Annotated in this window: 29 protein-coding genes and 1 tRNA gene; 18 read left to right on the forward strand and 12 right to left on the reverse strand. The window is 44.0% G+C overall.

Translation table 11 applies throughout. The features are described from left to right. Window positions 1–9 precede the first annotated feature (9 nt). From ACO05Z_RS11075 to ACO05Z_RS11085, 3 genes are all read right to left on the reverse strand, one after another. Complete coding sequence (locus ACO05Z_RS11075; RefSeq protein ID WP_421902240.1) at window positions 10–1,398, reverse strand: aminopeptidase; 1,389 nt, start codon at window positions 1,396–1,398, stop codon at window positions 10–12. A gap of 70 nt (window positions 1,399–1,468) precedes the next feature. Next, entirely contained in the window at window positions 1,469–2,866 is a 1,398-nt protein-coding gene (gene selA, locus ACO05Z_RS11080) for an L-seryl-tRNA(Sec) selenium transferase (protein WP_421902241.1), read from the reverse strand. Window positions 2,867–2,899: 33 nt separating this feature from the next. Then, window positions 2,900–4,114, reverse strand: coding sequence for a bifunctional folylpolyglutamate synthase/dihydrofolate synthase (locus tag ACO05Z_RS11085; RefSeq protein ID WP_421902242.1), 1,215 nt, complete (start codon window positions 4,112–4,114; stop codon window positions 2,900–2,902). A gap of 61 nt (window positions 4,115–4,175) precedes the next feature. Between ACO05Z_RS11085 and ACO05Z_RS11090 the strand changes: the two genes are divergently transcribed. The 16 genes from ACO05Z_RS11090 (at window position 4,176) to ACO05Z_RS11165 (ending at window position 12,614) form a co-directional block, all read left to right on the forward strand. Continuing rightward, a tRNA-Arg gene (locus ACO05Z_RS11090) sits at window positions 4,176–4,252 on the forward strand. A 183-nt stretch (window positions 4,253–4,435) separates the two neighbouring features. Then, window positions 4,436–5,653 carry a tyrosine-type recombinase/integrase gene (locus ACO05Z_RS11095; protein ID WP_421902243.1) on the forward strand — a complete coding sequence of 406 codons (1,218 nt, stop codon included), beginning with the start codon at window positions 4,436–4,438 and terminating at the stop codon, window positions 5,651–5,653. Between the two features lie 38 nt (window positions 5,654–5,691). Next, window positions 5,692–5,970 carry a type II toxin-antitoxin system RelE/ParE family toxin gene (locus tag ACO05Z_RS11100; protein WP_421902244.1) on the forward strand — a complete coding sequence of 93 codons (279 nt, stop codon included), beginning with the start codon at window positions 5,692–5,694 and terminating at the stop codon, window positions 5,968–5,970. A gap of 13 nt (window positions 5,971–5,983) precedes the next feature. After that, complete coding sequence (locus ACO05Z_RS11105; RefSeq protein WP_421902245.1) at window positions 5,984–6,295, forward strand: HigA family addiction module antitoxin; 312 nt, start codon at window positions 5,984–5,986, stop codon at window positions 6,293–6,295. 361 nt (window positions 6,296–6,656) lie between these two features. Further along, the gene (locus tag ACO05Z_RS11110; protein WP_421902246.1) at window positions 6,657–6,869 is read left to right on the forward strand and encodes a helix-turn-helix transcriptional regulator; all 213 of its coding nucleotides are present in this window, start codon (window positions 6,657–6,659) and stop codon (window positions 6,867–6,869) included. Next, window positions 6,869–7,846 (forward strand): hypothetical protein, encoded by a 978-nt coding sequence (locus ACO05Z_RS11115; RefSeq protein WP_421902247.1) that lies wholly within the window; start codon window positions 6,869–6,871, stop codon window positions 7,844–7,846. Before ACO05Z_RS11110 ends, ACO05Z_RS11115 begins: the two co-directional genes overlap by 1 nt. Next, window positions 7,839–8,342 carry a hypothetical protein gene (locus tag ACO05Z_RS11120; protein ID WP_421902248.1) on the forward strand — a complete coding sequence of 168 codons (504 nt, stop codon included), beginning with the start codon at window positions 7,839–7,841 and terminating at the stop codon, window positions 8,340–8,342. The genes ACO05Z_RS11115 and ACO05Z_RS11120 overlap by 8 nt, the downstream gene beginning before the upstream one ends. Before the next feature lie 39 nt (window positions 8,343–8,381). Then, entirely contained in the window at window positions 8,382–8,858 is a 477-nt protein-coding gene (locus tag ACO05Z_RS11125) for a hypothetical protein (RefSeq protein ID WP_421902249.1), read from the forward strand. A gap of 91 nt (window positions 8,859–8,949) precedes the next feature. Next, window positions 8,950–9,186: a helix-turn-helix domain-containing protein gene (locus ACO05Z_RS11130; protein WP_421902250.1), complete on the forward strand. Its 237-nt coding sequence runs from the start codon at window positions 8,950–8,952 to the stop codon at window positions 9,184–9,186. 624 nt (window positions 9,187–9,810) lie between these two features. Next, window positions 9,811–10,428: a hypothetical protein gene (locus ACO05Z_RS11135; RefSeq protein WP_421902251.1), complete on the forward strand. Its 618-nt coding sequence runs from the start codon at window positions 9,811–9,813 to the stop codon at window positions 10,426–10,428. 29 nt (window positions 10,429–10,457) lie between these two features. Beyond that, complete coding sequence (locus tag ACO05Z_RS11140; protein WP_421902252.1) at window positions 10,458–11,102, forward strand: hypothetical protein; 645 nt, start codon at window positions 10,458–10,460, stop codon at window positions 11,100–11,102. 280 nt (window positions 11,103–11,382) lie between these two features. Then, on the forward strand, window positions 11,383–11,622 hold the full coding sequence (locus ACO05Z_RS11145) for a hypothetical protein (RefSeq protein WP_421902253.1): 240 nt from the start codon (window positions 11,383–11,385) through the stop codon (window positions 11,620–11,622). Then, window positions 11,612–11,821, forward strand: a complete 210-nt coding sequence (locus tag ACO05Z_RS11150) for a hypothetical protein (RefSeq protein WP_421902254.1) — start codon at window positions 11,612–11,614, stop codon at window positions 11,819–11,821. The genes ACO05Z_RS11145 and ACO05Z_RS11150 overlap by 11 nt, the downstream gene beginning before the upstream one ends. Beyond that, entirely contained in the window at window positions 11,814–12,014 is a 201-nt protein-coding gene (locus tag ACO05Z_RS11155) for a hypothetical protein (RefSeq protein WP_421902255.1), read from the forward strand. The genes ACO05Z_RS11150 and ACO05Z_RS11155 overlap by 8 nt, the downstream gene beginning before the upstream one ends. Then, the gene (locus ACO05Z_RS11160) at window positions 12,011–12,376 is read left to right on the forward strand and encodes a hypothetical protein (RefSeq protein ID WP_421902256.1); all 366 of its coding nucleotides are present in this window, start codon (window positions 12,011–12,013) and stop codon (window positions 12,374–12,376) included. The genes ACO05Z_RS11155 and ACO05Z_RS11160 overlap by 4 nt, the downstream gene beginning before the upstream one ends. Continuing rightward, complete coding sequence (locus ACO05Z_RS11165; RefSeq protein WP_421902257.1) at window positions 12,369–12,614, forward strand: hypothetical protein; 246 nt, start codon at window positions 12,369–12,371, stop codon at window positions 12,612–12,614. Before ACO05Z_RS11160 ends, ACO05Z_RS11165 begins: the two co-directional genes overlap by 8 nt. A 300-nt stretch (window positions 12,615–12,914) precedes the next feature. Here ACO05Z_RS11165 and ACO05Z_RS11170 read toward each other — a convergent pair whose 3' ends face one another. Further along, window positions 12,915–14,474, reverse strand: a complete 1,560-nt coding sequence (locus ACO05Z_RS11170; RefSeq protein WP_421902258.1) for an HAD-IC family P-type ATPase — start codon at window positions 14,472–14,474, stop codon at window positions 12,915–12,917. Next, window positions 14,426–15,607 carry an HAD-IC family P-type ATPase gene (locus tag ACO05Z_RS11175; protein ID WP_421902259.1) on the reverse strand — a complete coding sequence of 394 codons (1,182 nt, stop codon included), beginning with the start codon at window positions 15,605–15,607 and terminating at the stop codon, window positions 14,426–14,428. The genes ACO05Z_RS11170 and ACO05Z_RS11175 overlap by 49 nt, the downstream gene beginning before the upstream one ends. Before the next feature lie 185 nt (window positions 15,608–15,792). Here ACO05Z_RS11175 and ACO05Z_RS11180 point away from each other — a divergent pair, with 185 nt between their 5' ends. Then, entirely contained in the window at window positions 15,793–16,929 is a 1,137-nt protein-coding gene (locus tag ACO05Z_RS11180; protein ID WP_421902260.1) for a cobalamin B12-binding domain-containing protein, read from the forward strand. Between the two features lie 100 nt (window positions 16,930–17,029). Further along, entirely contained in the window at window positions 17,030–18,004 is a 975-nt protein-coding gene (locus tag ACO05Z_RS11185; RefSeq protein WP_421902261.1) for a GGDEF domain-containing protein, read from the forward strand. Here the strand turns inward: ACO05Z_RS11185 and ACO05Z_RS11190 are convergent. The 7 genes from ACO05Z_RS11190 to ACO05Z_RS11220 all read right to left on the reverse strand — a co-directional run bounded on the left by ACO05Z_RS11190 (window position 18,001) and on the right by ACO05Z_RS11220 (window position 25,114). Next, window positions 18,001–20,247 carry a PAS domain S-box protein gene (locus ACO05Z_RS11190; RefSeq protein WP_421902262.1) on the reverse strand — a complete coding sequence of 749 codons (2,247 nt, stop codon included), beginning with the start codon at window positions 20,245–20,247 and terminating at the stop codon, window positions 18,001–18,003. The genes ACO05Z_RS11185 and ACO05Z_RS11190 overlap by 4 nt on opposite strands. A gap of 392 nt (window positions 20,248–20,639) precedes the next feature. After that, the gene (arsB, locus tag ACO05Z_RS11195) at window positions 20,640–21,716 is read right to left on the reverse strand and encodes an ACR3 family arsenite efflux transporter (RefSeq protein ID WP_421902263.1); all 1,077 of its coding nucleotides are present in this window, start codon (window positions 21,714–21,716) and stop codon (window positions 20,640–20,642) included. Between the two features lie 344 nt (window positions 21,717–22,060). Then, a complete protein-coding gene (locus ACO05Z_RS11200) occupies window positions 22,061–22,405 on the reverse strand; it encodes an ArsR/SmtB family transcription factor (RefSeq protein ID WP_421902264.1) in 345 nt (114 codons plus the stop codon). Between the two features lie 69 nt (window positions 22,406–22,474). Further along, on the reverse strand, window positions 22,475–23,173 hold the full coding sequence (locus ACO05Z_RS11205) for a cytochrome c biogenesis CcdA family protein (protein WP_421902265.1): 699 nt from the start codon (window positions 23,171–23,173) through the stop codon (window positions 22,475–22,477). Window positions 23,174–23,177: 4 nt separating this feature from the next. Then, window positions 23,178–23,603, reverse strand: a complete 426-nt coding sequence (locus ACO05Z_RS11210) for a thioredoxin family protein (RefSeq protein ID WP_421902266.1) — start codon at window positions 23,601–23,603, stop codon at window positions 23,178–23,180. Window positions 23,604–23,622: 19 nt separating this feature from the next. Continuing rightward, window positions 23,623–23,853, reverse strand: a complete 231-nt coding sequence (locus ACO05Z_RS11215) for a thioredoxin family protein (protein ID WP_421902267.1) — start codon at window positions 23,851–23,853, stop codon at window positions 23,623–23,625. Window positions 23,854–24,202: 349 nt separating this feature from the next. Then, window positions 24,203–25,114: an L-dopachrome tautomerase-related protein gene (locus ACO05Z_RS11220; RefSeq protein ID WP_421904183.1), complete on the reverse strand. Its 912-nt coding sequence runs from the start codon at window positions 25,112–25,114 to the stop codon at window positions 24,203–24,205. Window positions 25,115–25,450 lie beyond the last annotated feature (336 nt).

Consider the following 25,450-nt stretch of genomic DNA (forward strand, 5'->3'; position numbering starts at 1 on the left):
AATTTCTATTTAGTTCTTCAAAAAAGTACGAAATGCCAGTTCAGTAGCGTACAAATCAGCCTTGCTGGTCAGTTCGAACGGGCTGTGCATGGAGAGCACCGGAGGTCCGAAATCGATAACATCCATGCCGTAAAGGGCGAGGAATTTGGCAACAGTTCCGCCCCCGCCGAGATCGACCTTGCCCAGCTCAGCCATCTGCCAAGGGGCTCCGGCTTCGTTGAGGATATTGCGCAGCCAAGCCACGAATTCGGGGTGAGCATCGTTAGCGCCGACCTTACCGCGATGTCCGGTAAATTTGCAGAAGCAGGGACCGTAACCGAGATAGGCGGAGTTGAGTTTCTCGTGAACATCCTGATAATCGGGGTCGATTGCCGCATGCACATCGGTGGAAAGAGCCTTACCGGCCATCATCACCCGAGACATCTTAGCATTGGGTTCCCATGCTTCAATCAGGTCTTCAAGGCAATATTCGAAAAAGAGTGACTTAGCACCAGTAGATCCTTCGGAACCGATCTCTTCCTTGTCGTAGAAAAGCACGATCTGAGCATGCTCGGGCTCAGGAGCATTCAGGAATGCTTCCAGTGCGAGGAATACGCAGGAACGGTCATCCTGTCCGTATCCACCCACGACGGACTTATCGAGTCCTACGTAGCGGGCAGGTCCTGCGGGGACGATGTGCATTTCCGCGCTGAACAGGTCTTCCTCAACTATATCATATTTCTCGTTGAGCAATTCCAGCACCTTGCGCTTTACAGAAGGTTTGCCGTTATCCTTTTCCTCGTCTTCTTCATCATTAGAAAAAGACAGGGAATGGCCCATGAGAATATTCAGCTTTTCAGCTTCAAAAGCATCACTGACCTTTTTAGTCACCTGCTTGTAGGCAAGGTGGGGCAGCAGATCGAGAATGGAAAGGACCGGATCATCAGCGTCCTCGCCGATCACAACATCAACCTTGGTACCGTCAGCTTTGACCACCACACCGTGCAGGGAAAGAGGCCTTGCCAGCCACTGGTATTTGCGGATGCCACCATAGTAATGAGTCTTAGCCATGGACATGCCGAGATCTTCATACAGGGGGTGCTGTTTGAGGTCGATACGCGGGGTATCGGCGTGTGCACCTACCAGACGGAAGCCCTGAGAGAGAGGCTTTTTACCCTTACGGGCAATAAAAATTGTCTTATCGCGGAAGGAACGGAAGCACTGGTCTGCGCCGAGGTAATCTTCGAAACCGGCTTCCTTGAGCTTTTCTTCCACATATTTGATTGTTTCGCGCTCAGTCTTGCAGCGGGTCAGGAAATCGATGTAACGAGCTGCGAGGTCGTCCATGCCCTGCTGGTGCTCTTCGTCTTTAAAAATTTCCCAGCAGCTTTTCGGTTCATGTTCAAGTTGTTTATTCATATATGATTATCCTTTTTGCCTTCGGCGGCTTGAAACCTTTTAATAGGGCTTCGCCGCTGTTAGCAGTAACTTATTCTAAAATTTGATTAATCGCTTCAGCGCAAAGTTTGTACTCTTCTTTGCTCAGTGTTCTAGGATCGAGACAGAAAGCGTCTTCTTCGATCCGACCCACCAGCGGCGGTTCGGTTGACAGGAGCTGCTCCTTTAGTTCTTCAACCGTCACTTTAGTGTTTGGAACCACGGTTACCAGAAAAGTCTTTAAATCCTGCTCCGGAAACGCCCCACCACCTACGCGGGAAACACCCTCACGTACGCCGATCTTTGCAATTTTACCCAGATCGCGACGCAGTGTGCGAGCGAGGGCTTGAGCCTGCTTTTTAAGGTTCTCAGGCTTCTCGGTAATCATGCGTACTGTGGGTACTTCGCGCTTGGCTGTCTCGGGGTCAAGATAGAGACGCAGAGTAGCTTCAAGGGCAGCAAGAGTCATCTTATCAATACGTACTGCACGGTTAAGCGGGTTCTTCTTGATCGCATCGATATATTTCTTCTTACCGACAATGATCCCCGCCTGCGGTCCGCCAAGCACTTTGTCGCCGGAGAATGAAACTACGTCTACATCTTCAGCAACTACTTCCTGTACTGTAGGCTCGCGCATCAGGCCGAGGCCCGAAAAATTGGTCAGATTACCGCTGCCGAGGTCTTCGTAAACCGGAAGATCGTGCTTGCGGCCCAGTTCAGCCAGTTCGCCGCCGGATACTTCCTTGGTAAATCCGATGACCCGGAAATTGGAGGTATGCACCTTCATCAGCAGTGCGGTTTCCTCGTTAATGGCGTTTTCGTAATCGTGCAGATGGGTGCGATTGGTGGCCCCAACTTCACGCAGAAACGCCCCGCTCTTGGTCATGACATCCGGAATACGAAACGATCCGCCGATCTCAACCAGCTGCCCGCGAGAGACAATAGCCTCGCGCCCTTTGGCAAGGGTTTCAAGAGTAATCAGCACAGCCGAAGCGTTATTGTTAACGACTATAGCAGCCTCAGCCCCGGTAATCTCGCAGATCAGCTTTTCCACATGGCTGTAGCGGCTCCCACGCTCTCCGGTCTTAAGGTCGAATTCAAGGTTGGAGTAGCAGGCACAAGCTTCAGTCACCGCCTTCACTGCGGATTCAGCCAGCAGGGAACGTCCGAGGTTGGTATGCACCACCACCCCGGTTCCATTAAGCACCCGCCTAAAATGCGGTTTGGCCCCGGCCCGCACATGACAGGTCAAACGCGGGAAAAGCACATCCGGGGAAAGCTGTTTTTCTTCGGTAATGATACCGCCCTTGATTTCCTCACGGCAGACATCAAGAAAGCCGTTAACCAGATCGCGGGAAAGGGTCCTCGGCAATCCATCAATTACCCCCTCATCTTCCAGTCTGGTAAGAACTGAATCGACAGAGGGCAGATATTTAAAAAGATTGGACAATTTTTTCTCCGTAAAGTTCATCCAATTAAAAAATCATTTTTCCAGAAATTCTGGGTATCTTGTATAAAAAGCTGCCAGCAAATACAAGGACCCGCAGATTAGAACTGTTTTATCACCGGAATTAAGCATTGAAAGGGCTTCGTCAATAGTTTTAGCAGGTTTTGCCCGCTCTCCAAGGACCGCAGCCAAATCTTCATATGGATACGCCCGTTCATTACCTTCAATACCGCTGGCGATAACCGGGCCGTCGGTTAGTCGGAAAAGGGTTTCCTTAACCGGATCAAGATTCTTATCCTTCATGCAGGAAAAAATGATCGCGTCCGGTTTAATTTCAGACCGTGCCAGCTCGGCTTCCAGTGCCTCAAAAGCATGAGTATTGTGAGCACCATCAAGAATGTAAGTCCTGTCCGACTTGATAATCTGCAGCCTTCCGGCAATGAATGCCTTTTCTACCCCGCTGCGGACCTTATCTGCGTTAAACTCAACATCTGACTTCCCGCAGAACAAACGCCATGCACAAGACGCAAGACCTGCATTCTCTCTTTGATGTTCCCCAGCCAGAGAGGGATTAAGGTCCGCAACAAGAACCTGTTCATTAATCTGATAAAGCTCGCAACCTAATTCCTCAGCGCGTGCTTCAAGTACCGACTTAGCTTCGGGAACCTGTACAGCAGTTATGGCCGTTCCGTTTTCACGCATGGCATCGGCCTTGTCTGCGGCAATCAGATCAATTGTCGAGCCGAGAACCTTTTCATGGTCCAGACCAATGGGAGTAAATACAGTCAGATCGGGATCAACCGTGTTAGTCGCATCATAGCGCCCCCCCAACCCGGCTTCCATCACCGCCAGTTCAACTCCGTTGTTTTTGAAGGCAACCAGAGCCATACAAGTCAGCAATTCAAAATAAGTTAGACCGACATCCGGCGCTATCTCCATTACCTGATTGGCAATAGCACACCACTCTTCTTCCGAAAGCATGGAGCCATTAATAGTCATCCGTTCACGAGGAGTGACAAAATGGGGAGAGGTGAAAGTTCCGACCTTAAGTCCATGTTCACATCCAATAGATGTAAGATAGGAAGAAGTAGACCCCTTTCCATTGGTTCCCACAACATGGATAACCGGAAAGCTGGACTTCCCACCCCAGTTCTTTACAAATTCTTCCATTCTGCCGAGACTCAAATCCATATGAAAAAGTCCCAGTTTGTCCAGATAAGTGCTAAATTCTAGAAAATTTTTAAATTTCAAAACTTTTTTCCATTTTTTACTTGACCGCCAAATGCGATTTGTATACTTAAGCATCTCTCGCGGGGCAGTAGCTCAGTTGGATAGAGCAACGGCCTTCTAAGCCGTTGGCCGAGGGTTCGAATCCTTCCTGCCCCGCCACTTCAAAAATCATAACAGTTCATAGCTGTCTACGAAGCCCCGTTTTTACGGGGCTTTTTCTTTTTCTAGCATTCATCTCTGTTCACCTCTGTTCATAGACATCTACAAAATTTGTGAGTACATTTGTGAGTATATAAGTTATGATTCCAACAAATCATACTCACTATTTCGGGAGGTCCGAACATGACACTCACGGCAACACAAGTTAAAAATACTAAGCCAAAAGTCAAGCTGTACCGTATTGCAGACCAAGGTGGATTATGCCTTGAAATAAAGCCCACTGGTAAAAAATTCTGGCGTTATCGTTATCGCTGGCAAGGCAAAGCCACAATGCTAACCCTTGGGACATATCCAGAGGTAAGCCTAGCTGACGCCCGTACAGCGCATATGGAAGCTTCCAGAACTCTTAAAAGCGGGATTAACCCGAAACAGTCAAAAGCAAACAAACAAGCTGAAACCCAAGCCAAAAATGACACATTTGAATTAGTTGCGCGTGAATGGCTAAAAAAAAGCAGCGAGTCATGGACACAAAAAACATACCGCACCAATAAAGGCCGTCTGGTTAATCACGTTTTTCCTTATCTAGGCTTCCGGCCCATTTCAGAAATTTACCCTAAAGATATACTCGGAATACTCCAAAGAATTGAAGCCAAAGGCACAATTGAAACAGCCCGCCGGGTTTCTTCTCTTTGTTCTCAGGTTTTCCGTTATGCCGTTTTCATCGGTAAGGCCGAAACTGATCCGGCCCACACTATGAAAAACGCCCTCCCGCCAATCACAAAAACCCAAAAACACCGGGCCGCACTTACTGACCCCAAAGAAGTAGGTACACTTTTATGCGCCATTGAAAGCTACACCGGGCACTATGTTGTTAAACAGGCATTACGTGTGGGCCTGTACACTTTTACCCGGTCTAAAGAAGTTCGCGGCATGGAATGGAAGGAAGTTGATTTTGAACGCCGGGAATGGCGCATACCAGCCGACCGCATGAAAATGCGTAAGCCGCATATCGTCCCACTTTCTGATCAAGTATTATCCATTCTTAAGGAACTAAAATCCCTTAACAACCCTTCAAAATATGTCTTTCCAAGTGTTGTAAGCAACGTAAAGATGCTGTCTGAAAACACCCTAAATATGGCTGTACGACGTTTAGGGTATTCGAAAGAACAACTTTGTTTTCATGGGTTCCGGGGAACTTGCACAACCCTGCTTTATGAAACCGGATGGCAAAAAGATATGGTTGAACGCCAGCTTGCCCATACACAAACCAACCAAGTCCGGGCCGCATATGACCATGCTCAGTATATCGAAGAGCGAACCCGGATGATGCAAAGCTTCGCAGATTACCTTGACAACCTTCGGGATGGCGGAAGCGTGATCCCGTTCAAGAAAAGAGCTTAACACAGCCTATTGACCAGTGTTACCTGAGAGGTTACATTATGATTAAAGGATTTGCCCACAAGGGTCTTGAAGCCTTTTTTAAGACAGGCACCACAAAGGGAATTCAAACCAAGCACGCGCCCAAATTGGGCAGGATGCTTGATAGGCTTGATTCAGCCTCAGACGTTCAAGATATGAATGCACCGGGCTTTGGTCTACATCCTTTGAAAGGAAATCTTGTAAACCATTATTCAGTCAAGGTTTCCGGCAACTGGCGACTAACTTTCAAATTTGAAAATGGAAATGCCTACGTTGTTAACTATCAAGACTACCATTAAGCAAGGAGGCCCTATGCACGCCACTACCCGCAAGCCGACACACCCCGGCGAAATTATAAAGTATGATTACATGGAACCATTGGGACTGACTGTAACAGCCCTAGCTGCCCACCTTGGGGTAAGCCGCAAACATTTGTCCCAAGTCCTTCATGAAAAGACCAATGTAAGCCCTGTAATGGCCTTACGGCTTTCACGGGCATTCAATACCACTCCCGATTTATGGCTCAACCTTCAGCGCAAGCGTGATCTATGGGAAGCGGAACAGAGTACACCGGGAGTTTTCGATGTAACGCCATTACCGGGAGCTTCTGAAGTCAGCACATAGTTTAAGTTTCTTTTGGACAAGTAAATAGTCGGTAACGCCGCCTAATTTTCCTTTTTTTAAGGATAAATTAGGCGGCTTTTTTATTTTTTACGCGGTTACAAATCGCAGTGGGAAATAACTGAAACACATGTAGCCTTGTATGAATTCATATGAACTCATAACGGTTACAAAGTGCGATCAACAAATTTCACCGTCTCAATATGATTACGAAGCTGAGTCATTCAAAGTGCGGTGGAAAGGAAACTTGAGTACCTGTAACTGCATATGAACGCAGGTAAATTCATGAGTGTTTCAAACCGCAGTGGGAAAAAGTTTTTAGCCTGTTAAAATTCAACAAATTTTTAAATCATAGGAGTAAAAAATGGCTGAGATTAAAACAATCACCCTTCCTGAAACTGGTTTTATGCGCATTGATCAAATCCTTCAATTTATCCCGGTAAGTCGTTCTGGTTGGTGGAAAGGAATAAGAGACGGAGTTTACCCCAAAGGCATAAAAATGGGCATTAACGTTACTGCATGGAGAGTCGAAGATATTCGCAAGCTCATTGAGGAACTTGGTAGCGAGGCCGCATAATGAAGCCCCAGAGGAAACGACACAAAGTACATTGCTTTGATACTGATATTGCTGATCAGTTCGGGGTAAACGTCGCGGTACTGATTCACCATTTTCAGTTCTGGTTGGAAAAGAATGCTTCAAACAACCACAATTTCCATAAAGGACGGTTCTGGACTCATAACACACTGGAGGCATTCACAAAAATCTTTACTTATTTGAGCAAATCACAACTTAAACGACTTTTAAAAAAAATGGTTGATGAAGGCATTATATTGAAAGATTCGTTTAACAAAAGCGGGTTTGATCGCACTAACTGGTATGCGTTTACCGATGAATGGGCAGAGCTATTAAACATCCCTCAAACAAAAAGGACTACACGAGAAGCCGAAAACGTCCCAGAGAGAGTTCATAACCGCCCCAGCACCGAATCGTTAACGTCCCATCCCACGGACGAATCCGCCCCTTCTCTATCATATATATACCCAAGTAGTGACCCAAATAATAACCCAGATAAAACACCTACTGCACCTGACGATGCAGAGAACATGAAAACGGCTGGTGGTGATGTTTATGTGAGCAAGAAAGGCCGAAAGCTAACCGGGAAAAGATTAACATCCTTTCTGATGTTCTGGGAAGCCTTTGATTACAAGAAAGGAAAAGCGGAAGCGGCGGATGCATGGATTGACATTCCCAGCTTGACCGACTCGCTTGTCACCCAAGTATGCGAGGCAGCAAAACATGAAGCTGTACGCCGAACTGGAATTGTAGAACGTGGCAACACACCCAAAATGGCCCAAGGCTGGCTTTCTGGTCGTCGGTGGGAAGACGAAGATGTTGCAGCAAACCAAGCGACTGATCCGAGCCTACCCCATTTCAAAAAAATACATGACTACGTAATTAAGTTTGGTTGGGAGTATTTCGAAACAGCATGCGAACATTACGAAATTCAAGACCCGGATAATTACCGGGCAGCTTTGGAGAAAATCAATGCTTAAAGCTGAATTCTACCTTGTCATTAATGAACTGTACGACTTTTTCCAAGCATCAAAACCGGATGATTCAACATTAGACCGCTACTACAACAAGCTGAAGGATTGCAGCCTTGCCGGGATAAAATATGCCGCCGATAAAATCATTGATGAGCAGACACGCTTAAATCGCGGCACAAACGTCTATAAGCTGTTCCGGCAAGCCTATTCCTCTTGGACAACCAAAAACCCAAGAGAGGCCACAAAGAATGGCTGTACCCACTGCGATTATCCCGGCTTCCTCGTCTACTGGACTCAAAACATCGAATCGGGATTATGGGAAATGCAATGCTGTCCATGCGCTCACTGTCACCCACATGAAACAGGCGCAATGAACAGATACGCACTTGAGCAGCGTGGATACGAGCATAGCAACGGATCAGATTGGACAATGAAGAACTTGGAAATGAAACAGTTAAACCGCGAAATTAGGGAAACAATAAATTTTGAATATGCAGCCTAAGAAGCAGCAACACACAGTTTGAATAAATCAGGATAAATCATGGAAATCAGACTCATACGCGAAAAATCAAAACTAGAATGGCTGGAAGAAATAAAAAATCAAGTAGTCCAGAATGAAGCAATTGATACTCATACCTTCATTGATGATGCACTGGTTGCAAAGTATGGGGTAAATGCCGCTATGTTGCTGTGCAAATTCAGACTGTTCATGCTTAATCGCCGGGCAATATATCAAGGGCGATACTGGATATATTTCACCAAAGATGAACTGATAAAAATTTTATCCTTTTGGGGCTACGTGAAGATCAAGAACCAGCTTAATAAGCTCATAGAAGACGGCCTGCTGTACGAGGGCACGTTTATCAAAACCGGATTTGAGCCTAACTACTGGTATTCCTTTACTGACGACTTACTCAAAGATTTTCCTGAACTAATAATACCGTCGAAAAATGATGGGGGCCATCCACCGACAACTAATTCTGGTGAAGAATCACCAAACACTTCAACAAAGCCTTAAAGAAAGGCTTTCGGGAAGCCTTACTGAAAGACTTCCTTGAACTCTTTCATAACATCTAAACAATTCATCAAAACCTATGGAGGTAAAACAAATGAACGACATGGAAACTCTATCAGTGACTGAGGCAGCGGAAAATCTGAAAGTTCACCAGAGCTATATCAGAGGCAAAATTCATTCTGGAGAAATTAAAGCACATAATGTCGGCAGTGAAATACAACCGCTCTACCGCATCCGCATAGTTGATTTGGATGCTTTCCTTGAGTCTCGGTCAGTAGAAGTTCTTGAAGGTAACGAAGGAAGCGAGCAGCACACCAGACATAACAATTAGTATTGTATTCACAGCCACTTAAAGAGGCGACTTGCATTCTAGTGTTCAAACCGGAAACTTTCCCGAAAACACTGCTGTTTAGACCCTAGAATCATAGTAAACAACAGAGGAGTTAAGCAAACTAAACACGGGTCCTTCCTACGGGGGGTATACTTGCGGGGGGGACTTACCCGCAGATTTCGACTTCTGCGTGCCCCTCAAAAATCATTTTCTGTTCTTTCTGTTTAAAATCGTCGCAACTTTAACTAAACACCTAGTTTAATGAAATAAACCAAATAGAAGAAACAGCAAATTTTAAAAGTCTGATTGTCAACAAACGCGCCCGACATAGCCGGAACCCTTGAAATGGCTATGTTGGGCCGTTTTCTGTTTGCCGGGACCGATCCGGCAGGAAGATTTTCATTCTGTCAAAATTGAGGCGGGGGTGTGCGCTGGCGGCTTGGAGAAATCATGCTGGTTATTTGGTCAGACTGTCAGATTTAGCTCGTGCGGGCCTTTAATGAGTAAGAACCTAAATGGGGCTGGTTAGATTTGCTTTGCCATTCTGAGTGCTATTTCCAGCCATTGACAGTGTGACAATTATTTCTGACTGTGCAGTAATTAAAATACAAATTGGGGGCGAATGTGATTGGAAAGATCAAAAAAGCTGTAGAGCAAGACGACAAGGCTTTATCGCTAATGATTCTATTTTTAGCAGTTGGTGAAATCATTTTAATATTCGTTGACCTTCAGGCGGCAGTAACGCTTCTTGGGACAGGACTAGCGACTCTTGCTGGTGCTTCTGCTGCATTTACATACCAGAAAAAAGAAAACACAAAGAAGGAAAAGCAACTTCTACAATTAACTCTATTCTATCTTGCGAAAATATACGAAAGAAATCCTGATCATTCTGAAATAATGAATAACATGATTAGTTATGAAGAGTTTGTTTTCTTACCTACGGAATCAACTTCTATTGAATTTAAATTAGATGATATTTCTTTTATGATTGAAAAAAACTTGCAGCTGTATAAATCAATATATAACTTTAATAAACAGGTTTTAGACTATGAGGATAAAGTAAACTATTATAATAAAAGCCTAGAACAAACTATTATAAGTAACGCTTTGAACAGCAAGCAGAAACAAACATACACTAAAATGTTACATTCTTTTAGAAATCAAAAGATTTTGTTCTTTGAAGCGTACACATGTGTAAGCAATCTTCTGGCTAAATACATAAGAGATAATTACCCTGATTAAATTTAGACTTTTTTAATAGAGAGGTCGTGATGAACAAAAAAATAAGTTTTAATATTTCAACTCAATTTATTGTCTTTGGAACTATACTCATTAGCCTTTGCCTTTTATATTTATATTGTTCTGCAACTCCTATTAATAAGAACACAGTTATAACTATTGTTGGGTCAGGTCTTGCAGCGTATATTGGTGCTTTTTCTGCATTTAATTTTGAAAAAAACAACAAAGAAGAGACACAAAGAAGAAAAGAGCTAACCACTCTTAAGTATGTAAATGTGTTTTTAAAAATAATGATAAGCAAATACCACAACCACGCCCAAATAGCTAAACAACAACTAGAGATACAAAGAGTACCTGTTTTTGTAATATATGAAACACCATTGCAAAATCCTATAGATAAAATCTCATTTTTAGCGGACAAAGATTTTGATTTACTAGAAAATACAATGAGAGCAATAGGACGCCTTTATTCTTATGAAGAGGTACTAATCAGCTACAACAGCGTAATAGAAGAATCATATGACAAACTCAAAACCCATTACAATGTGTATGTCGATCAAAGGATAAATGCTGAAAAAATAATAAAGAAAAGAGAGCATATTGAAAAAGAGGCATCTAATATTATTAAAAAGATAGAAACACATATCAACAACAACTATAAAGATATAAACCAATAAAGACCTTACTAGCTTGACTTCCCCCGCCAGCTAGTGCAACAAAATCAGCGGTGCTTCAAAACACCTAACAATAGGCGGCTTATCCGCTCCCGTCAGCAGTGGTATTTTTATGCCCATCTTTTGGCATGCCCTTTTTCCGAGGGCGTGTTGCTCTCATATTTGCCGGGAGTCTGTAAGCTATACAAAACCCGCAAGGGGAAGGTTTACAGGGCGCACCTATTGGCGTTTTTGAAGCTCCCGGCTACTAAAGACTTCAAAATCTTTAACAATAGGAGCAATCATGCCTAATTCTGTAGACGATCCGGCCTCTAAAAAAATCCTCTCGCAACTGTGCAATAATGAATCATGCAAAGCATGCTGTATTGCCTCTGCTTTAAAAGCGTTGGTCAAACCATTGGAACACGAAAACCTTAATGGATTGGCACATATCGTTGATTTGCTTACCAATGAAGCCACAGCCCTTGCTAGTAATATAGCTGGCATCCCTTCAAAAATTCAGGCGGTGACGCATGAGCAGTAAAATTATGCTTACCGTTTCCGAAGAAGACTTGAGACAACACCTCAGGCGTACCCTTGATCCTTTCATTCATCTTGCCGAGGTAACAGAGTGCGGACAAGAGCATTCCCCTTTTGCAAGCATGCTTTCCTACCTCACAGACCAACAGGAAAAGAGCAACAATACTTTTATCGAGCAATTGGAGGAAAAACGCGATGCCTAAAATCGACCATGGGAAAAACGCCTCCCGACTTTATTCCGCCGCTGATGCTTTGGCTGTCCTAGTAAATAAATTTGAAGAAATGGAAGGGCACGGCGGAGAAATATACATACTTGAAAGGGTTATTGAAACGATCCACGACGGGGCATGTTCTATTGATGAACTGACAGCCCCAATCAAAGGGGAAAAGGCATGAGCGATTCATACAACCTTGACTCTGAAGAAATAGCTATCTTCAATAAACTTGAATCTCTCCAAAAAGAAGCATTTGAACTGTGCATGTCTTTGCGTAAGAAGGCCACAAACAAATTTAGCGACATAAACACCATTGAAGAACGTTCAGCAGCACTTGCAATGCTCCCAAACGCCGGAGTTTTGCTCAGTGTCATTGATGGCTATAAATGGCGATACATTGCCGCAAATATGATTTTAGAACAATCGGCACAACCAGCACCGCCAACGACACCAAATAGCAATCCTGCACCAGTTTTGAAGCTGGTAGACCATGTCGGACATTCCTTCATCAATAAAACAAATAACGGAGCAAGTAATGAATAAAACTAATGCCGACCACGTTGCCGACCTCATGAGTGCGGCTTGCGCTCTTAGAACACTGGTTGAACTCGCGAAAAACAAAGACAGATACGGCGAAGCATTCTTACTTGAATCTATCAGAAAAACCGTTGAAGAAGGGGCTGAGGCGTTTGACGAGCTTGAATCAAGAATAAATTCTCATAATGAAAATCCCGTTTTGCAAATTGTTTCAAATTCAGGAACAAATCAGGACCATGAATAATCGAAAAAAACGGGGTGACTTTTAAAATTGTGAGTATGTTTGTGAGTATGAATAAATACTACAAACAAAATTACAATTAAAAATAGACATTTATAATGCTACTTTGTCTCCTTCCTGCCCCGCCACTTAGAAATCACAGGGTTACAAACGAAAGTTTGTAACCCTTTTTCTTTTGTTTTTTGCTTCGCCCACATTAGAGATGAGATTTGATAAAAGTCCATAAAAAAGCCCTCGTTGTTTCGAGGGCTGGGAATACACCTCTACTCAATTTTGCTCAAGGCAAAAGGCTGGCTTCTTATCTTAATCAGAAGATGATCTTTTCTTATCAAATTCAATTATGAAGTAAACCACAATTCCGCAAACTATGACCTTTACCCAATCCAGTAGATTCACGGGAGCTGTGGCAAAAAGTCTATTCATCACCGGTGCGTAGGTAAAAAACAGCTGCAGGACCATCATCGTTGCGAAACCGAAGAGAACCCAGCTATTCGTTGTTAAACCCAGCTCAAATGGTGAGCGGGTGAATGAACGTGCATTGAACAGATAAAAAGCTTCAATCACAACAAAAACATTTACCGCCATTGTCCGTGCTTTCTCTACACTTGCCCCGTTCATTAATTCCCACTTAAACAGCCCGAAAGCGCATACAAGTAAAAGTCCACTGACGATACCGACCCTGCGCAAAATCACCTTATCCAAAATGGGTTTAGTCGGATCACGGGGAGGCCGTTCCATAATACCGCTTTCTTTGGGTTCAAAAGCAAGCATCATCCCAAGACAAGCTGCAGTTGTCATATTAATCCACAAGATCTGGACCGGGATAATCGGTAAAGTCACACCGAAAAGTATAGCCGCAAGAATGACCAGCCCTTCCCCGGCATTGGTAGGCAGTGTCCAGGCAATAAACTTAACCAGATTTGCAAAAACACCGCGTCCTTCTTCAACAGCAGCCTCAATGGTCGCGAAGTTATCATCGGTCAGCACCATATCAGCGGCATCCTTAGCCACTTCGGTACCTGTTATACCCATTGCGACACCGATATCTGCCTGCTTAAGTGCCGGAGCATCATTCACTCCGTCTCCGGTCATTGCGCAGACTTCACCATTTTTCTGCAAAGCCATGACCAGACGAAGTTTCTGTTCCGGGGAAACCCTTGCAAATACGGGAATGCCTCGAACCTTATCTATAAGCTCCCTATCACTCAGTTCACCTATTTCGCTGCCAGTCATAACAGGACAATCATCCCCGATTACACAATCCCCGCCGCGCAAACCAAGCCGAAAACCAATTGCTTCAGCAGTCAGGGCATGGTCACCGGTAATCATCTTAACCTTCACTCCGGCATGCTGGCATGCAGCTATCGCAGCCTTGGCCTCTTCTCTGGGGGGATCAATCATTCCCTGCAAACCTACAAAGGTCATCCCCATACATGCATTATGCCTAATCAACTCCCCGTCCGCAGGTAACTCCTTATGAGCGAAAGCCAAAACGCGCAGACCATTGGAAGCCATTTTATGCTGCGAATCAACTATACGCTCCATATCCAGTGCTTCTATTTCACCGGAAGCATTCATGGAATCCCGGCAGCAATCCAAAATCTTCTCAACCGCCCCTTTCAAATAGACGACCCGTGAACCATCTAATTCATGGAGTGTCGCCATATACTGCCATTCCGACTCAAAGGGCAGTTCATCGATACGTTTAAAAGTCCCATGCTCATTCTCACCGTTGAAGCCGAACTTAACCGCAGACACGATAAGAGCTCCCTCGGTGGGATCACCTTCGACTCCGGGACGACCTTCAATTTGTTTTATCTTTGCGTCATTACAAAGCAGCCCTGCACGCATACATTCCCGCAATGCTTTATTTTCCTGAGCTTTCCATCGCCTCCGCTGAGCTGACCTTCAACCCCATAACCTGTTCCCGTAAGTTGATACTCAATTCCACCGCTATAGACTTCCTGAACTGTCATCTGATTCTCGGTCAGGGTTCCGGTCTTGTCAGAGCAGATAACCGTTGTCCCTCCCAACGTCTCAACAGCTGGGAGCTTGCGGATAATAGCCTTTCTCTCTGCCATCCTTGATACGCCAAGAGCCAGTATAATTGTTACCGCAGCAGGCAGTCCTTCCGGGATAGCACCAACGGCAAGGGCAACAGCTGCCATAAAAATATCATTAATGGGTTCATTACGAACTAAACCCAGCACAAATGAAGCTGTAGCAAGTACGAGGATTGCTATGAGCAACATATGGCTGAAGCGGGTAATTTTTCGAGTCAGCGGGGTTTCCAATTCATCGGCGGAATCAATCAGGTTGGAAATCCTGCCTATTTCAGTTTTATTTCCGGTCGCAACGACAATGCCTTTGCCCTGCCCGAAACTCACAAGTGTGCCGGCATAGGCCATACACTTCCGTTCTGCCAGAACAGTTTCCAGAGCAAGACTTCCCTCACTTTTATCAACCGGAACAGACTCCCCGGTAAGCGTGGATTCGTCTATCCGTAACTCCTTGGATGAATAAACACGCAGATCCGCCGGGACCTTATCACCAGACCGCAACAGTACAACATCACCGGGCACAACCTCTGAAGCCAAGACCCTTAAGTTATCTCCTGCCCGAACAACCACCGCCTCTGTGCTCATACTCGCGGAGAGAGAATCCAGCGCCTTTACCGCTTTTGCCTCCTGAATGTAGCCCACCACCGCATTAACCAGAACAACTGCCAGAATAACAACAGAATCCACCCACTCTCCCAGATAGGCAGTAACAAGGCCTGCTGCTAGAAGGATATAAACAAGCGGCTGATGAAACTGCAGCAAAAAACGCTCAAGTCCTGTCTTGGCCTTTTTGCCGGAAATGACATTCTCACCGAAATGCTTAAGACGTTGCTCAGCTTCAAACTGATCTAGTCCTTTACCATCCCTTGCACCTAAAAGCTGGGAAACCTCTTTGCCCGATATATGATGCCAGTGTTTATCAAGTAATGTTTCCACGTGAATCCCTCACAGTTAGTGATAAAACTTATTTTTATTAAAATACAGATTTCGGTTCATATTGCAAAGAGTATAATTAAATCCCACACCAGATACTCATCAATTGACACTTCGCATGATTTATGTTCTATACTTAAGTAATTACCTAAAAATTTAAGAACTTTTTCGTATACATGGAGTGAAAATTGAAACATTCACAACTTGTTGAATCATTACAAGATCTTTATCCCGTCAACAGCAAAACAGCGAAGTCGTTAAACGGAAAATGTGACTACCTAGCACATGCTTTGCTCGCAAAAATCAACAATACACATGCCGTAAGCAATATCCACCAACAATCATCCGTACTGCTGGAAACAAATGCCATACGCCATTTTCAGTATATGAAATCTTTTATGGAAATCTTTGATCCATTTTCATTTCTTGAGATATTCAAATGGATGCTGAGGACATATGAGAACCACGGTTTTCCCTATGAATACTGGAAAGTTATGCTACCGGAATCTCGAAAAATACTTAAAAATGAACTTTCGGCAAAAGACTTCAGACAAATCGCGCAAATCTATGACTGGCTGTTGTCGTACTTAGATCAAGTTAACGAACTCAGCTTAGCTGAAGAATCCTATTTCGAACATATTACAGCCACCCCGCAAGAATGTGAGGAGAAGCACCAACCAGAGAATCTAAACGAGTTATCCAGCAATTACGTCAATCTTCTTCTACAAGGGAAAAGATCCGAAGCCATTGACTTGATTATTACAAATGCCAATTCAGACATTACGCTTGAGGATATCTATCTAAAAGTACTTCAACCGGCCATGTATTCCATAGGAAAGAAATGGCAGACAAATGAAATCAATATTGCTGTGGAGCACTACTGTACTGCAGCAACCCAAATGCTTTTGGCTATGCTATTTCCGCTTTGCCTTGAATCAGACAAGAAAAACGACAAGAAAATGATTGGCTGCTGTCTGGGGAGTGAACTCCACGAATTGGGTATGCGTATGGTCAGTGATTTCTTTGAATTCGCAGGCTGGAACACATATTTCCTCGGAGCAGTAATGCCATCCGATAGCTTAATTGAAACCATAAAAAAAGAACAACCAGACATAGTCTGCCTCTCTGCTTCAATGTACTTTGGAGTTCCTCAATCCAGAGAAGTCATTAAAATGATAAAAAGCATAAACAGTTATACACCTCCAAAAGTCTTGGTCGGTGGTCTTGCTTTCAATCTCAACCCGGAACTCAGCAAAGCGGTTGGAGCAGATGGTTTCTCTAAAAACGCCAGCGAAGCAATTACGATAGCTGATAAACTTATTTGAATTGCAGATGCTTAAAAACCAACAACTTAATAATTATTTCAGATTCAAATGCTCAAGGGAAGCTTTGCTCATTGAAGTTATTAATGATCCGGAAGGATTCATGGACGGAATTCAAGTGGGCGACAGCTTCAAGGACCTGATCCCACAAACTGAGATGAAAAAATTTCATGCTTTCATCCGCAAGGTCGGGGCGAAAGGGTTCGACTTTGCCCCACAAATCAATATTACCCGCGACAACACCTCTTACTCACTTTCCCTAATGGGAATGCTTCAAGAAGACGCAGTCTATGCCTCAGCCATACAAGTTCCGAGCTACCTGACGTTTATATACGAAGACCTAATGAAAATTATCAACGAACTGGGAAGACAGCTGCGGAATTCGCAAAGAAAATCCGCCACCAAAACCGAGTTCAATCACGACACTCAAAAAATACTGAACGATTACTCTCAGCTGAACAATGAATTGGTATCCATGCAACGGGAATTGGCCATAAAAAACCACGAACTTACAAAAGCATACAAGAACATTGAAAAACTCAGTTTAACAGACCCCTTGACCGGAGCAGGCAACCGTCGGCATTTTATGGAAACTATTGCCGGCGAAATAGACCGAAGCGTCCGCTACGGACACCCCTTAAGCTTGATCATGCTGGACATAGACTTCTTTAAAAAAGTAAACGACACCTATGGTCATTCCGCAGGAGATAAAGTTTTACAGAATTTCACAGCCTGCTGCGAAACCACCCTGCGGAACAGCGACTGTTTCTTTCGTATTGGAGGAGAAGAATTTGCAATCTTATTAATAAACGCCGACATCGAATCAGCTAAAATTTCAGCTGAACGAATCCGTAAAATGATAGCTGAAATTGAAATAGAATTTGAAAATAAAATTATTCAAATCACTACAAGTTCCGGCGTTGCAGAGCTGAACAAAAATGAAAACATAGATACATTCATGAAGAGAGCGGATCTTGCATTGTATAAGGCAAAAAATTCAGGTCGTAACAGGGTTATATGTGCCACCGCAACACCTTCACAAAACAAGGCCTGTAACTTCGACATCACTACCACCTAGAAATTACCAATTATCCCTCCTACAGCATCAGGATAGGCTATACCTATTTCTATAGTTGTCTCATCCTCTTCATCAGAGGTAGACATTGTGAGGCTATACCCCATTGTATCGGCAATGAGTTTACTGGAATAAGTCCCGATTCCTGTGCCGCCTTTTTTGCCATGAGTTTTGTACTTTTCAAAAAAATCCTGCCGCACCTCCTGCGGAACGGCTCCTTTATTAACAACCCTGACAATTCTGTCTGGGCTAGAAGGAATCTCAATTACAAGCTGTTTATCTTCAGGAGAAGCTTCTATCGCATTAACAACGATATTCGAGAGCATCACATAAAGCAGATCATGCTCAGCCAAAACCATTAAAGACTTTGCAGGATTTCCTTCCATGACAATATCAATGCCTTTAGAAGAATACTTCGATTCCATATCCTTAAAAAGAGTCTCCAAAACATCTATCAGATCAACAACCTGCGGGTGATAATCATATGTTTTGTTTTCCATTTTAAAAAGATTAAGCGAGGAATCAATCATACGAAGCATGCGGTAGCCAGAGCTCTTAATCATCCCAAGAATATCATTATACTCGTCACTTAATTCACCATCCATGAGTAAAATATCAGGCAAACCGATAATGCCGTTCAACGGATTTTTCAGGTCATGATGCATTATCCGCTCAACGTCTTCTTTGAGTCTTTCAAGCTCCTTACGTTCCGTAATATCATCCTTAACAGCAACGTAATTCGTCAAACGCCCGTTTTTATCAGTAACAGGAGAAATCGTAGCCTGCTCCCAAAATAGAGTTCCATCTTTCTTACGGTTGCAGATTTCGCCTTTCCATGTTTTGCCACGAACAAGCACCCGCCACATCTCTTCATAAAATTCAGATGGATGAACCCCGGATTTTAACACTCTGGTATTCTTCCCTATGGCCTCATCAAGTGTATACCCAGTGATTTTGGAAAAAGCGGGATTAACATATACTATATTTCCACCTCTATCGGTGATGACAACAGAAGCAAAACTATTATCAACCGACCTGCGCAACCGCAAAAGTTCGAGCTCTGTCTTTTTACGCTCTGTCACATCTAGAATACTTGAATGGATTATTTTTCGCCCATCAATCATTATTGGGCCACTATGGATCTCCACATCATGCACTTCTCCGTAAGCATCTTGATGCTGAAAATGAAATGTGTTTTTGTCTAGCCTCAAATTCCGCAAAATTTCTACTTCAAGTTCTTCGCGAGGCATAATATTAATGTCGTAAACCGACATATTCTGCATTTCAGTACGGGACCATCCGTAAAACCGTTCAGCAGCCTTGTTTACATCAATCAATTTCCCGTCCACTGGATTAACCAAAAACATCATAACCGAGTTATTATTAAACAAAGAGCGATACCTGAACTCACTTTGCTTCAGATGCAATTCAGTTTTCTTATCTTTGGAAATATCTGTAACACTCTCAAGAACTCGAATAACTTTCCCATTCGCATCACGAATGGGAACGGTATAAACAGAAAACCATTTTTTCTGCGTGGGATGAAAGTGCTCCGTTGTTGATGAACACCCGTGATCAAAACTACGTCTGGTTGCGCAATCCTCACAAAAGCCCTCGTCCCCACCAAAGACTTTATGGCACTTCTGCCCAATTATTTCAGACGCAGGAAACATCTCTCTGGTCTTGGAATTTACCCAGCCGATAGTCATATCCGGCTCAATAATCCTCAGACCGGTATCCAAGGCAGAAAGGATCTCATCAAAACGATCCCGCTCTTCACTGATTGTGACCTGCGAACTCTTGACCTCACTTATATCATCAAATGTAACAACAATCTTTTGCCCTTCTTTGCACAGATAACGTCCGGCTCGCATGTGAAACCAATGTTTCTGGCCTTTCACATAAAACGGGCATTCAAACTCAAAGGAATCATTAGGGCCATCAAGAACATCATACAACTCAGCCAAGGCATTCTTATTCTTCACAAGCTCCTTGGCAAAACTCAACTTACAAAAATCATACAGGTCGTACCCGACACCATGATTTTTAATTTTCGGATAATTTTCAAAAATAAAGCTGCGCCATGAGTTGTTGACCAGTTCAATAATCCCATCTTTATTAACAATACCAACAATAGAAGGAATATTGTCCAAAATCATTTGTACCGAAGAAGAGGACTTAATTTTTTCCTCAAGGATCTCGATTCTCTCAATCAACTCTTCCTTACTAAGATCTGCATACTTCATTATTGATAAACCCTGAAAAACATTAAAAATAAAATTGAAACATGAGCATAAGACCTATTAAAGCTTACATACGTTCATGGATTGAATGCAATTAAAATTAATTCCAAATAACAGAACACTTCCACTCTCCCTCTCCTTAAAATACTATTTTGCACACAATATATTATTTGTAACAAACACAAAACTACACCATGTTAATTTTCGGTAAAAATAAGACGCTGCCCGTAATATACGAGCAGCGTCTTTCATGAGATCTCTGGATACAACTTTGTTTGCGGATTAAAGGTGGGAGTGTTTACGGTATAGGAAATGGAAACACGGTGTAGAAAGATCCTATCCGCAATGTGTAACCTTAGTCTCCATTGAACCTGAGTAAGGGACAGGAACAAATTTTATTCATATGCGGGCTGATCACCATGTGCTGCGCCGGAAAAGTATTTCCGTTTGAAATGCAGGGCGACATTAACCAAAGCAATCAGCACAGGTACTTCCACCAACGGACCGATAACAGCGGCAAACGCTTCCCCGGAATTTATGCCGAAGACCGCAATTGCAACAGCAATGGCAAGCTCGAAATTGTTGGAAGCAGCGGTAAAACTCAAAGTAGTTGCCTGCTCATAGGTGGCATCCGCCTTGTAGGAAAGGTAAAAGGAAACCAGAAACATAACCAGAAAGTAAATAGTCAAGGGAATAGCGATACGGATCACGTCAAAGGGAAGCTCAATGACTTTGTCCCCCTTGAGAGAAAACATGACCAGAATAGTGAAGAGCAGGAATACAAGGGTCAACGGGCTGATGCGGGGAATGAACTCATTTTCATACCACTCCCTACCCTTTGCCCTGATACCGATAAAGCGGGTCAGCATTCCGGCAATAAACGGAATTCCCAGATAAATGAAAACACTCTCAGCAAGCTGGCTGATAGAAATATCCACAACAGCACCTTCAAGTCCAAACCAACCGGGCAGGACTGTCAGGAATATGTATGCGTATACGGAGAAAAAAATCACCTGAAAGATTGAGTTGAAAGCAACCAGTCCGGCGCAATACTCAGTGTCCCCCTTGGCAAGATCGTTCCAGACGATAACCATGGCAATACAGCGGGCAAGACCGATCATGATCAATCCCATCATGTACTCGTGGTATCCGGAAAGAAAGGTGATCGCCAACGCGAACATAAGCACAGGACCGATAAGCCAGTTCTGCGCTAAAGAAAGCAGGAGCACTTTGTAATTCTTAAAAACCTTGCCCAGCTCTTCATATTTAACTTTCGCCAGAGGCGGATACATCATCAGGATAAGCCCGATAGCGATGGGTATATTGGTGGTTCCCACCTGAAAAGAATTGATGACATCCTTCATGGCAGGGTAAAAATAGCCGCTGCCGACTCCGATAAACATTGCCAGAAATATCCATAAGGTCAGATAGCGATCCAGAAAGGATAATTTTTTGATTGTTGATTCAGACATACTAACTCCGATTAATAACGTTTTATTTAATACGTTGACATAAAAAGACATTCGCTATTGCGAACGAATGCCGATACCTTTCGTCACCTCGCGTCAACACAACATATCCGCATATGCGGATATGTCAACACATAGAAAATAAATCATCCAAAAGTATGAGTACAGAAGAATCAACCGTTACCAATGACGGTTGATTACTGTTTTCATCTAAACGACAGCAATAGATTAAGATATAAGCGTTAGATATCTGATCAGAAAAGACTTTGCCGTCCCCATAGAGCGGCAAAAGAATTAAACAGCGGAGAGAGGGGAAAAAGCGTTTCAAATAGAAGCGGCCACTTTAATCAGCAACTTTCAGTTTCTTTAGTTTCGAGGTAGCTGCAAAGACGCTGAAAATCCTCTTCGGCTTGCGGGACCTTCTGAAGCTCTTCACGCAGTACTTCCAAAACACGAAACTGGATAGAATCTTCCGGTTCGGCCAGACTGTAATAGACCCATTTCCCTTTTCTTGTTCCGATTACCCAACCGGAATTCTTCAAAAAGGACATATGACGGGAAACCTTGGACTGCGGAAGGTCCAACCCTTCCATCAGGTCACATACGCATAATTCGCCATGCTCAAGTAAACGGATAACCCGTAAACGCGTCGGATCAGAGAGGGCTTTTAAACATTCAGCTAATTTTTCCATAGGGAAATCTTATGCGCTTATCCGGATATGTCAACAAACATGTCGGTAACTCTGATGTAGCAATGATGCTTACAAAACAGGACGAATTACAAAATACAACCCCATCAAACCAATAATACCCCCAGCCAGTTTGCGGAAAACGCTACCGCCCTGCTGCCAACTGCTACTTTCCAGCATACGCCGAACCAGCGCAGTAGAACTTCCCGCCACAGCGATAGGCAGACAATGGCCGATACCGAATAAGATGATCAGCAGCACTCCGACTGCAATCTCCCCTTGCACGGTGATAATCGCCAGAATAGGGGCAATAAATCCGAAAGTGCATGAACCGGACAGAATGCCGTAAGCCAAACCAAGCAGAAACGCCCCACTATACCCTTTCAGCTTTAAACGACCCATCAAGCTGCCGGACATAGAACATTGGACAATACCGAGCATATCCAAGGCCACCCAGAGCAGGACACCGCCTACCAGCACTGTCCACCACGGACTTACATCGCCCATCATACGCCCCAAAATGGCGCAGACAGTACCGATCAAAGCGATAGTGATAAATAAACCAAGGGTAAACAGGCCGGCATAAACAGAGGCCTTACGGCCCTCAACCAGTTCATTCTGCCCGCCCACATAACCGACAATAAGCGGAATGGAAGCAAGGTGACATGGTGAGAACAAAACACTCACCATGCCCCAAAGCAGACAGCCGAGTCCCGCCCATGCAGTACCGCTTACAATCCAATTGTTAATATCAATCAAAAACTGATCCATACGCTTACCGCACACCCAGTTCTTTCAGCTTCGCCACTATGCTCTTCTTATCCAGAAATCCAACATGCCTGTACTGTTCCTTGCCCTGCGCATCATAGAATATCTGGGTAGGGATGGAGCGAATATTGTATTTGGCCCCTTCCTCGCGATATTCCCAGACGTCTATGAAAGCGATGGCGGCCCGTCCCTCATATTCCTTGGACAGCTCTGCAATGACCGGGGTCATCATCTTGCAGGGAATACAAGCGTGGGCGCCGATATCGACCATGGTTACCATGCCAGAAATGGGCAGTTTATGCGGTTTACCTGAAATAAGCTCAGAAGCTGCAACAGGAGCCTTTCCGGCTTCCTCTGCATCAGCTGTACAAGCGCTGAGACACATCCCTAAAACCAGCAGACATCCCACCAAGGCAATAATTCGATTAGACATATATACTCCTCAAGCCTGATTACTTCAGCCACTTGAGCACGTCATTCTTGCTGGGAACCTTGCCCACAACCTTTACTTCTCCATCAATTGCAACCGCTGGAGTGGAAAATACACCCATCATTGCAATTTCCTGAAAATCACTGACTTTGACCACTTCGGCTTGAATGCCGCTTTCAGCAACAGCTTCCTGTACAATCTTTTCCGCCTTGGCACACTTGGGACAACCGGGGCCGAGAACTTGAATTTTCATTGTTTACTCCTTGCTAATTACAATTAAGATTATCGTTTGGCGATAAAACCAAACCTATCCCTATAAAATTTCCAACACCAAAAACTTAAACAGCATGAACTGTCTGCGCCTATATTTTCGACAACATTAAACATTGATACTTGGCAAATCAGCCAAGTTGTTGCCAAATTTTTTTTAGTTTTTGTTAGCTTTGACACTGATCTCGTCTTTCACCACGAGCCCCTACTTGTTTATTTGGCAATATAGCCAAATAAAGCCATATGTCAATGGAATTAAAAACTTATAATGTACTGAACGTCATTAAAACTACCCACAAAAAAAGGAGGCCGCAGCCCCCTTTAAATTACCGTTACTTATCAATCCTGATCCTATAAATACCATACTTTTCTTTCGGCTCTCCGCCTTCATGGATACGGGATGTGGTAAAATACAGTTTCCCGTCTGGTCCCATGCTGAAGGAATCCGGCCAGCTGATCTTTTCATTGCTGATCACGGTTTCAACCCTGCCCTCAGGAGTGGTGCGTAAAATTGCATCCTTTTCCAGAGCGGAGATGTAGATCTTACCATCCGGCCCGAAGAACAGGCCATCTGCTGCACCTGTTTTCCCCACTACGCGGACATGTTTTTCCACCACATAATCTGAAAGTGAAAAATCACGCAGCAAGGATGCGGGAATACTGTACATGGTCCTCCCAGTCAGGGCCTGATAATAAAGCCTGTCACCTTTAGGATCGTAAGCGATACCATCGGAATGGACTTGCGGTTTCTTATCCCCGAACATCCAAGGCTTGCCGCCGATGGTCAGCACTATATCTTCCGCAGCAGTAGAAGGATGCTCATCTAGAAAACGGCGGGCCTTGCCTGTCTTGAGATTCAGCACAACCAGTGCACTGCCTTCGGAGTCGGTCATGTAAGCATAGTCTCGCTCAACATCGATGCGTACATCGTTGAGATAACTCTTGCGCGGCGCAATCTTCTTATCGAACAAGAAGATACGCTCAACATGACCTGTTGCCGGATCAACCTGCAGCAGTTTGGGACCGCCGGGAACAGTACCCTGAAACTGAGGGTTGGCAGGATCCAAGATCCAAAGTCTATTCATGCCATCCACATAAACCGCCTGCACGCAAATCAGATGTCTCGCAGGATCAAGCCCGGGTTTCCAGCTATTCATTTCAACGTTTGGAAAGGGGATTACTTTTCCATCCTTGATTTCTGCAACTGAAACCGGGACATTCTCAGACCAGCGCGGGTAGTTCACGAACAACTGCCCTTCCTTTGTGACAGCCAGCCCAGTCCAATGGTGATCAGAAAACGCAACCGGTTCCAACTTCGGCCCTGTATTGCTTACCAGAGTTTTTTTGCACATCCGCCCAGTATAACACTGAAAGCGAGGACACCCATAATGATAATATTACTTACTTTTCCAGTCATAAAAACTCCTATCTACTCAAAGGCTAAAATAAAAAAAGCCATCCATAATCGAGAGAGGGTTGTATCTTTACACATTTTTAGGTCCGCAACCAGCGCAATATCTACGTTGCTCACCAATGCCCCAATATCTGTTATCGGGCATGGTCAACACAAAAGGATTGAC

It is taken from the genome of Maridesulfovibrio sp. (assembly GCF_965230075.1).
Lineage (GTDB): Bacteria > Desulfobacterota > Desulfovibrionia > Desulfovibrionales > Desulfovibrionaceae > Maridesulfovibrio.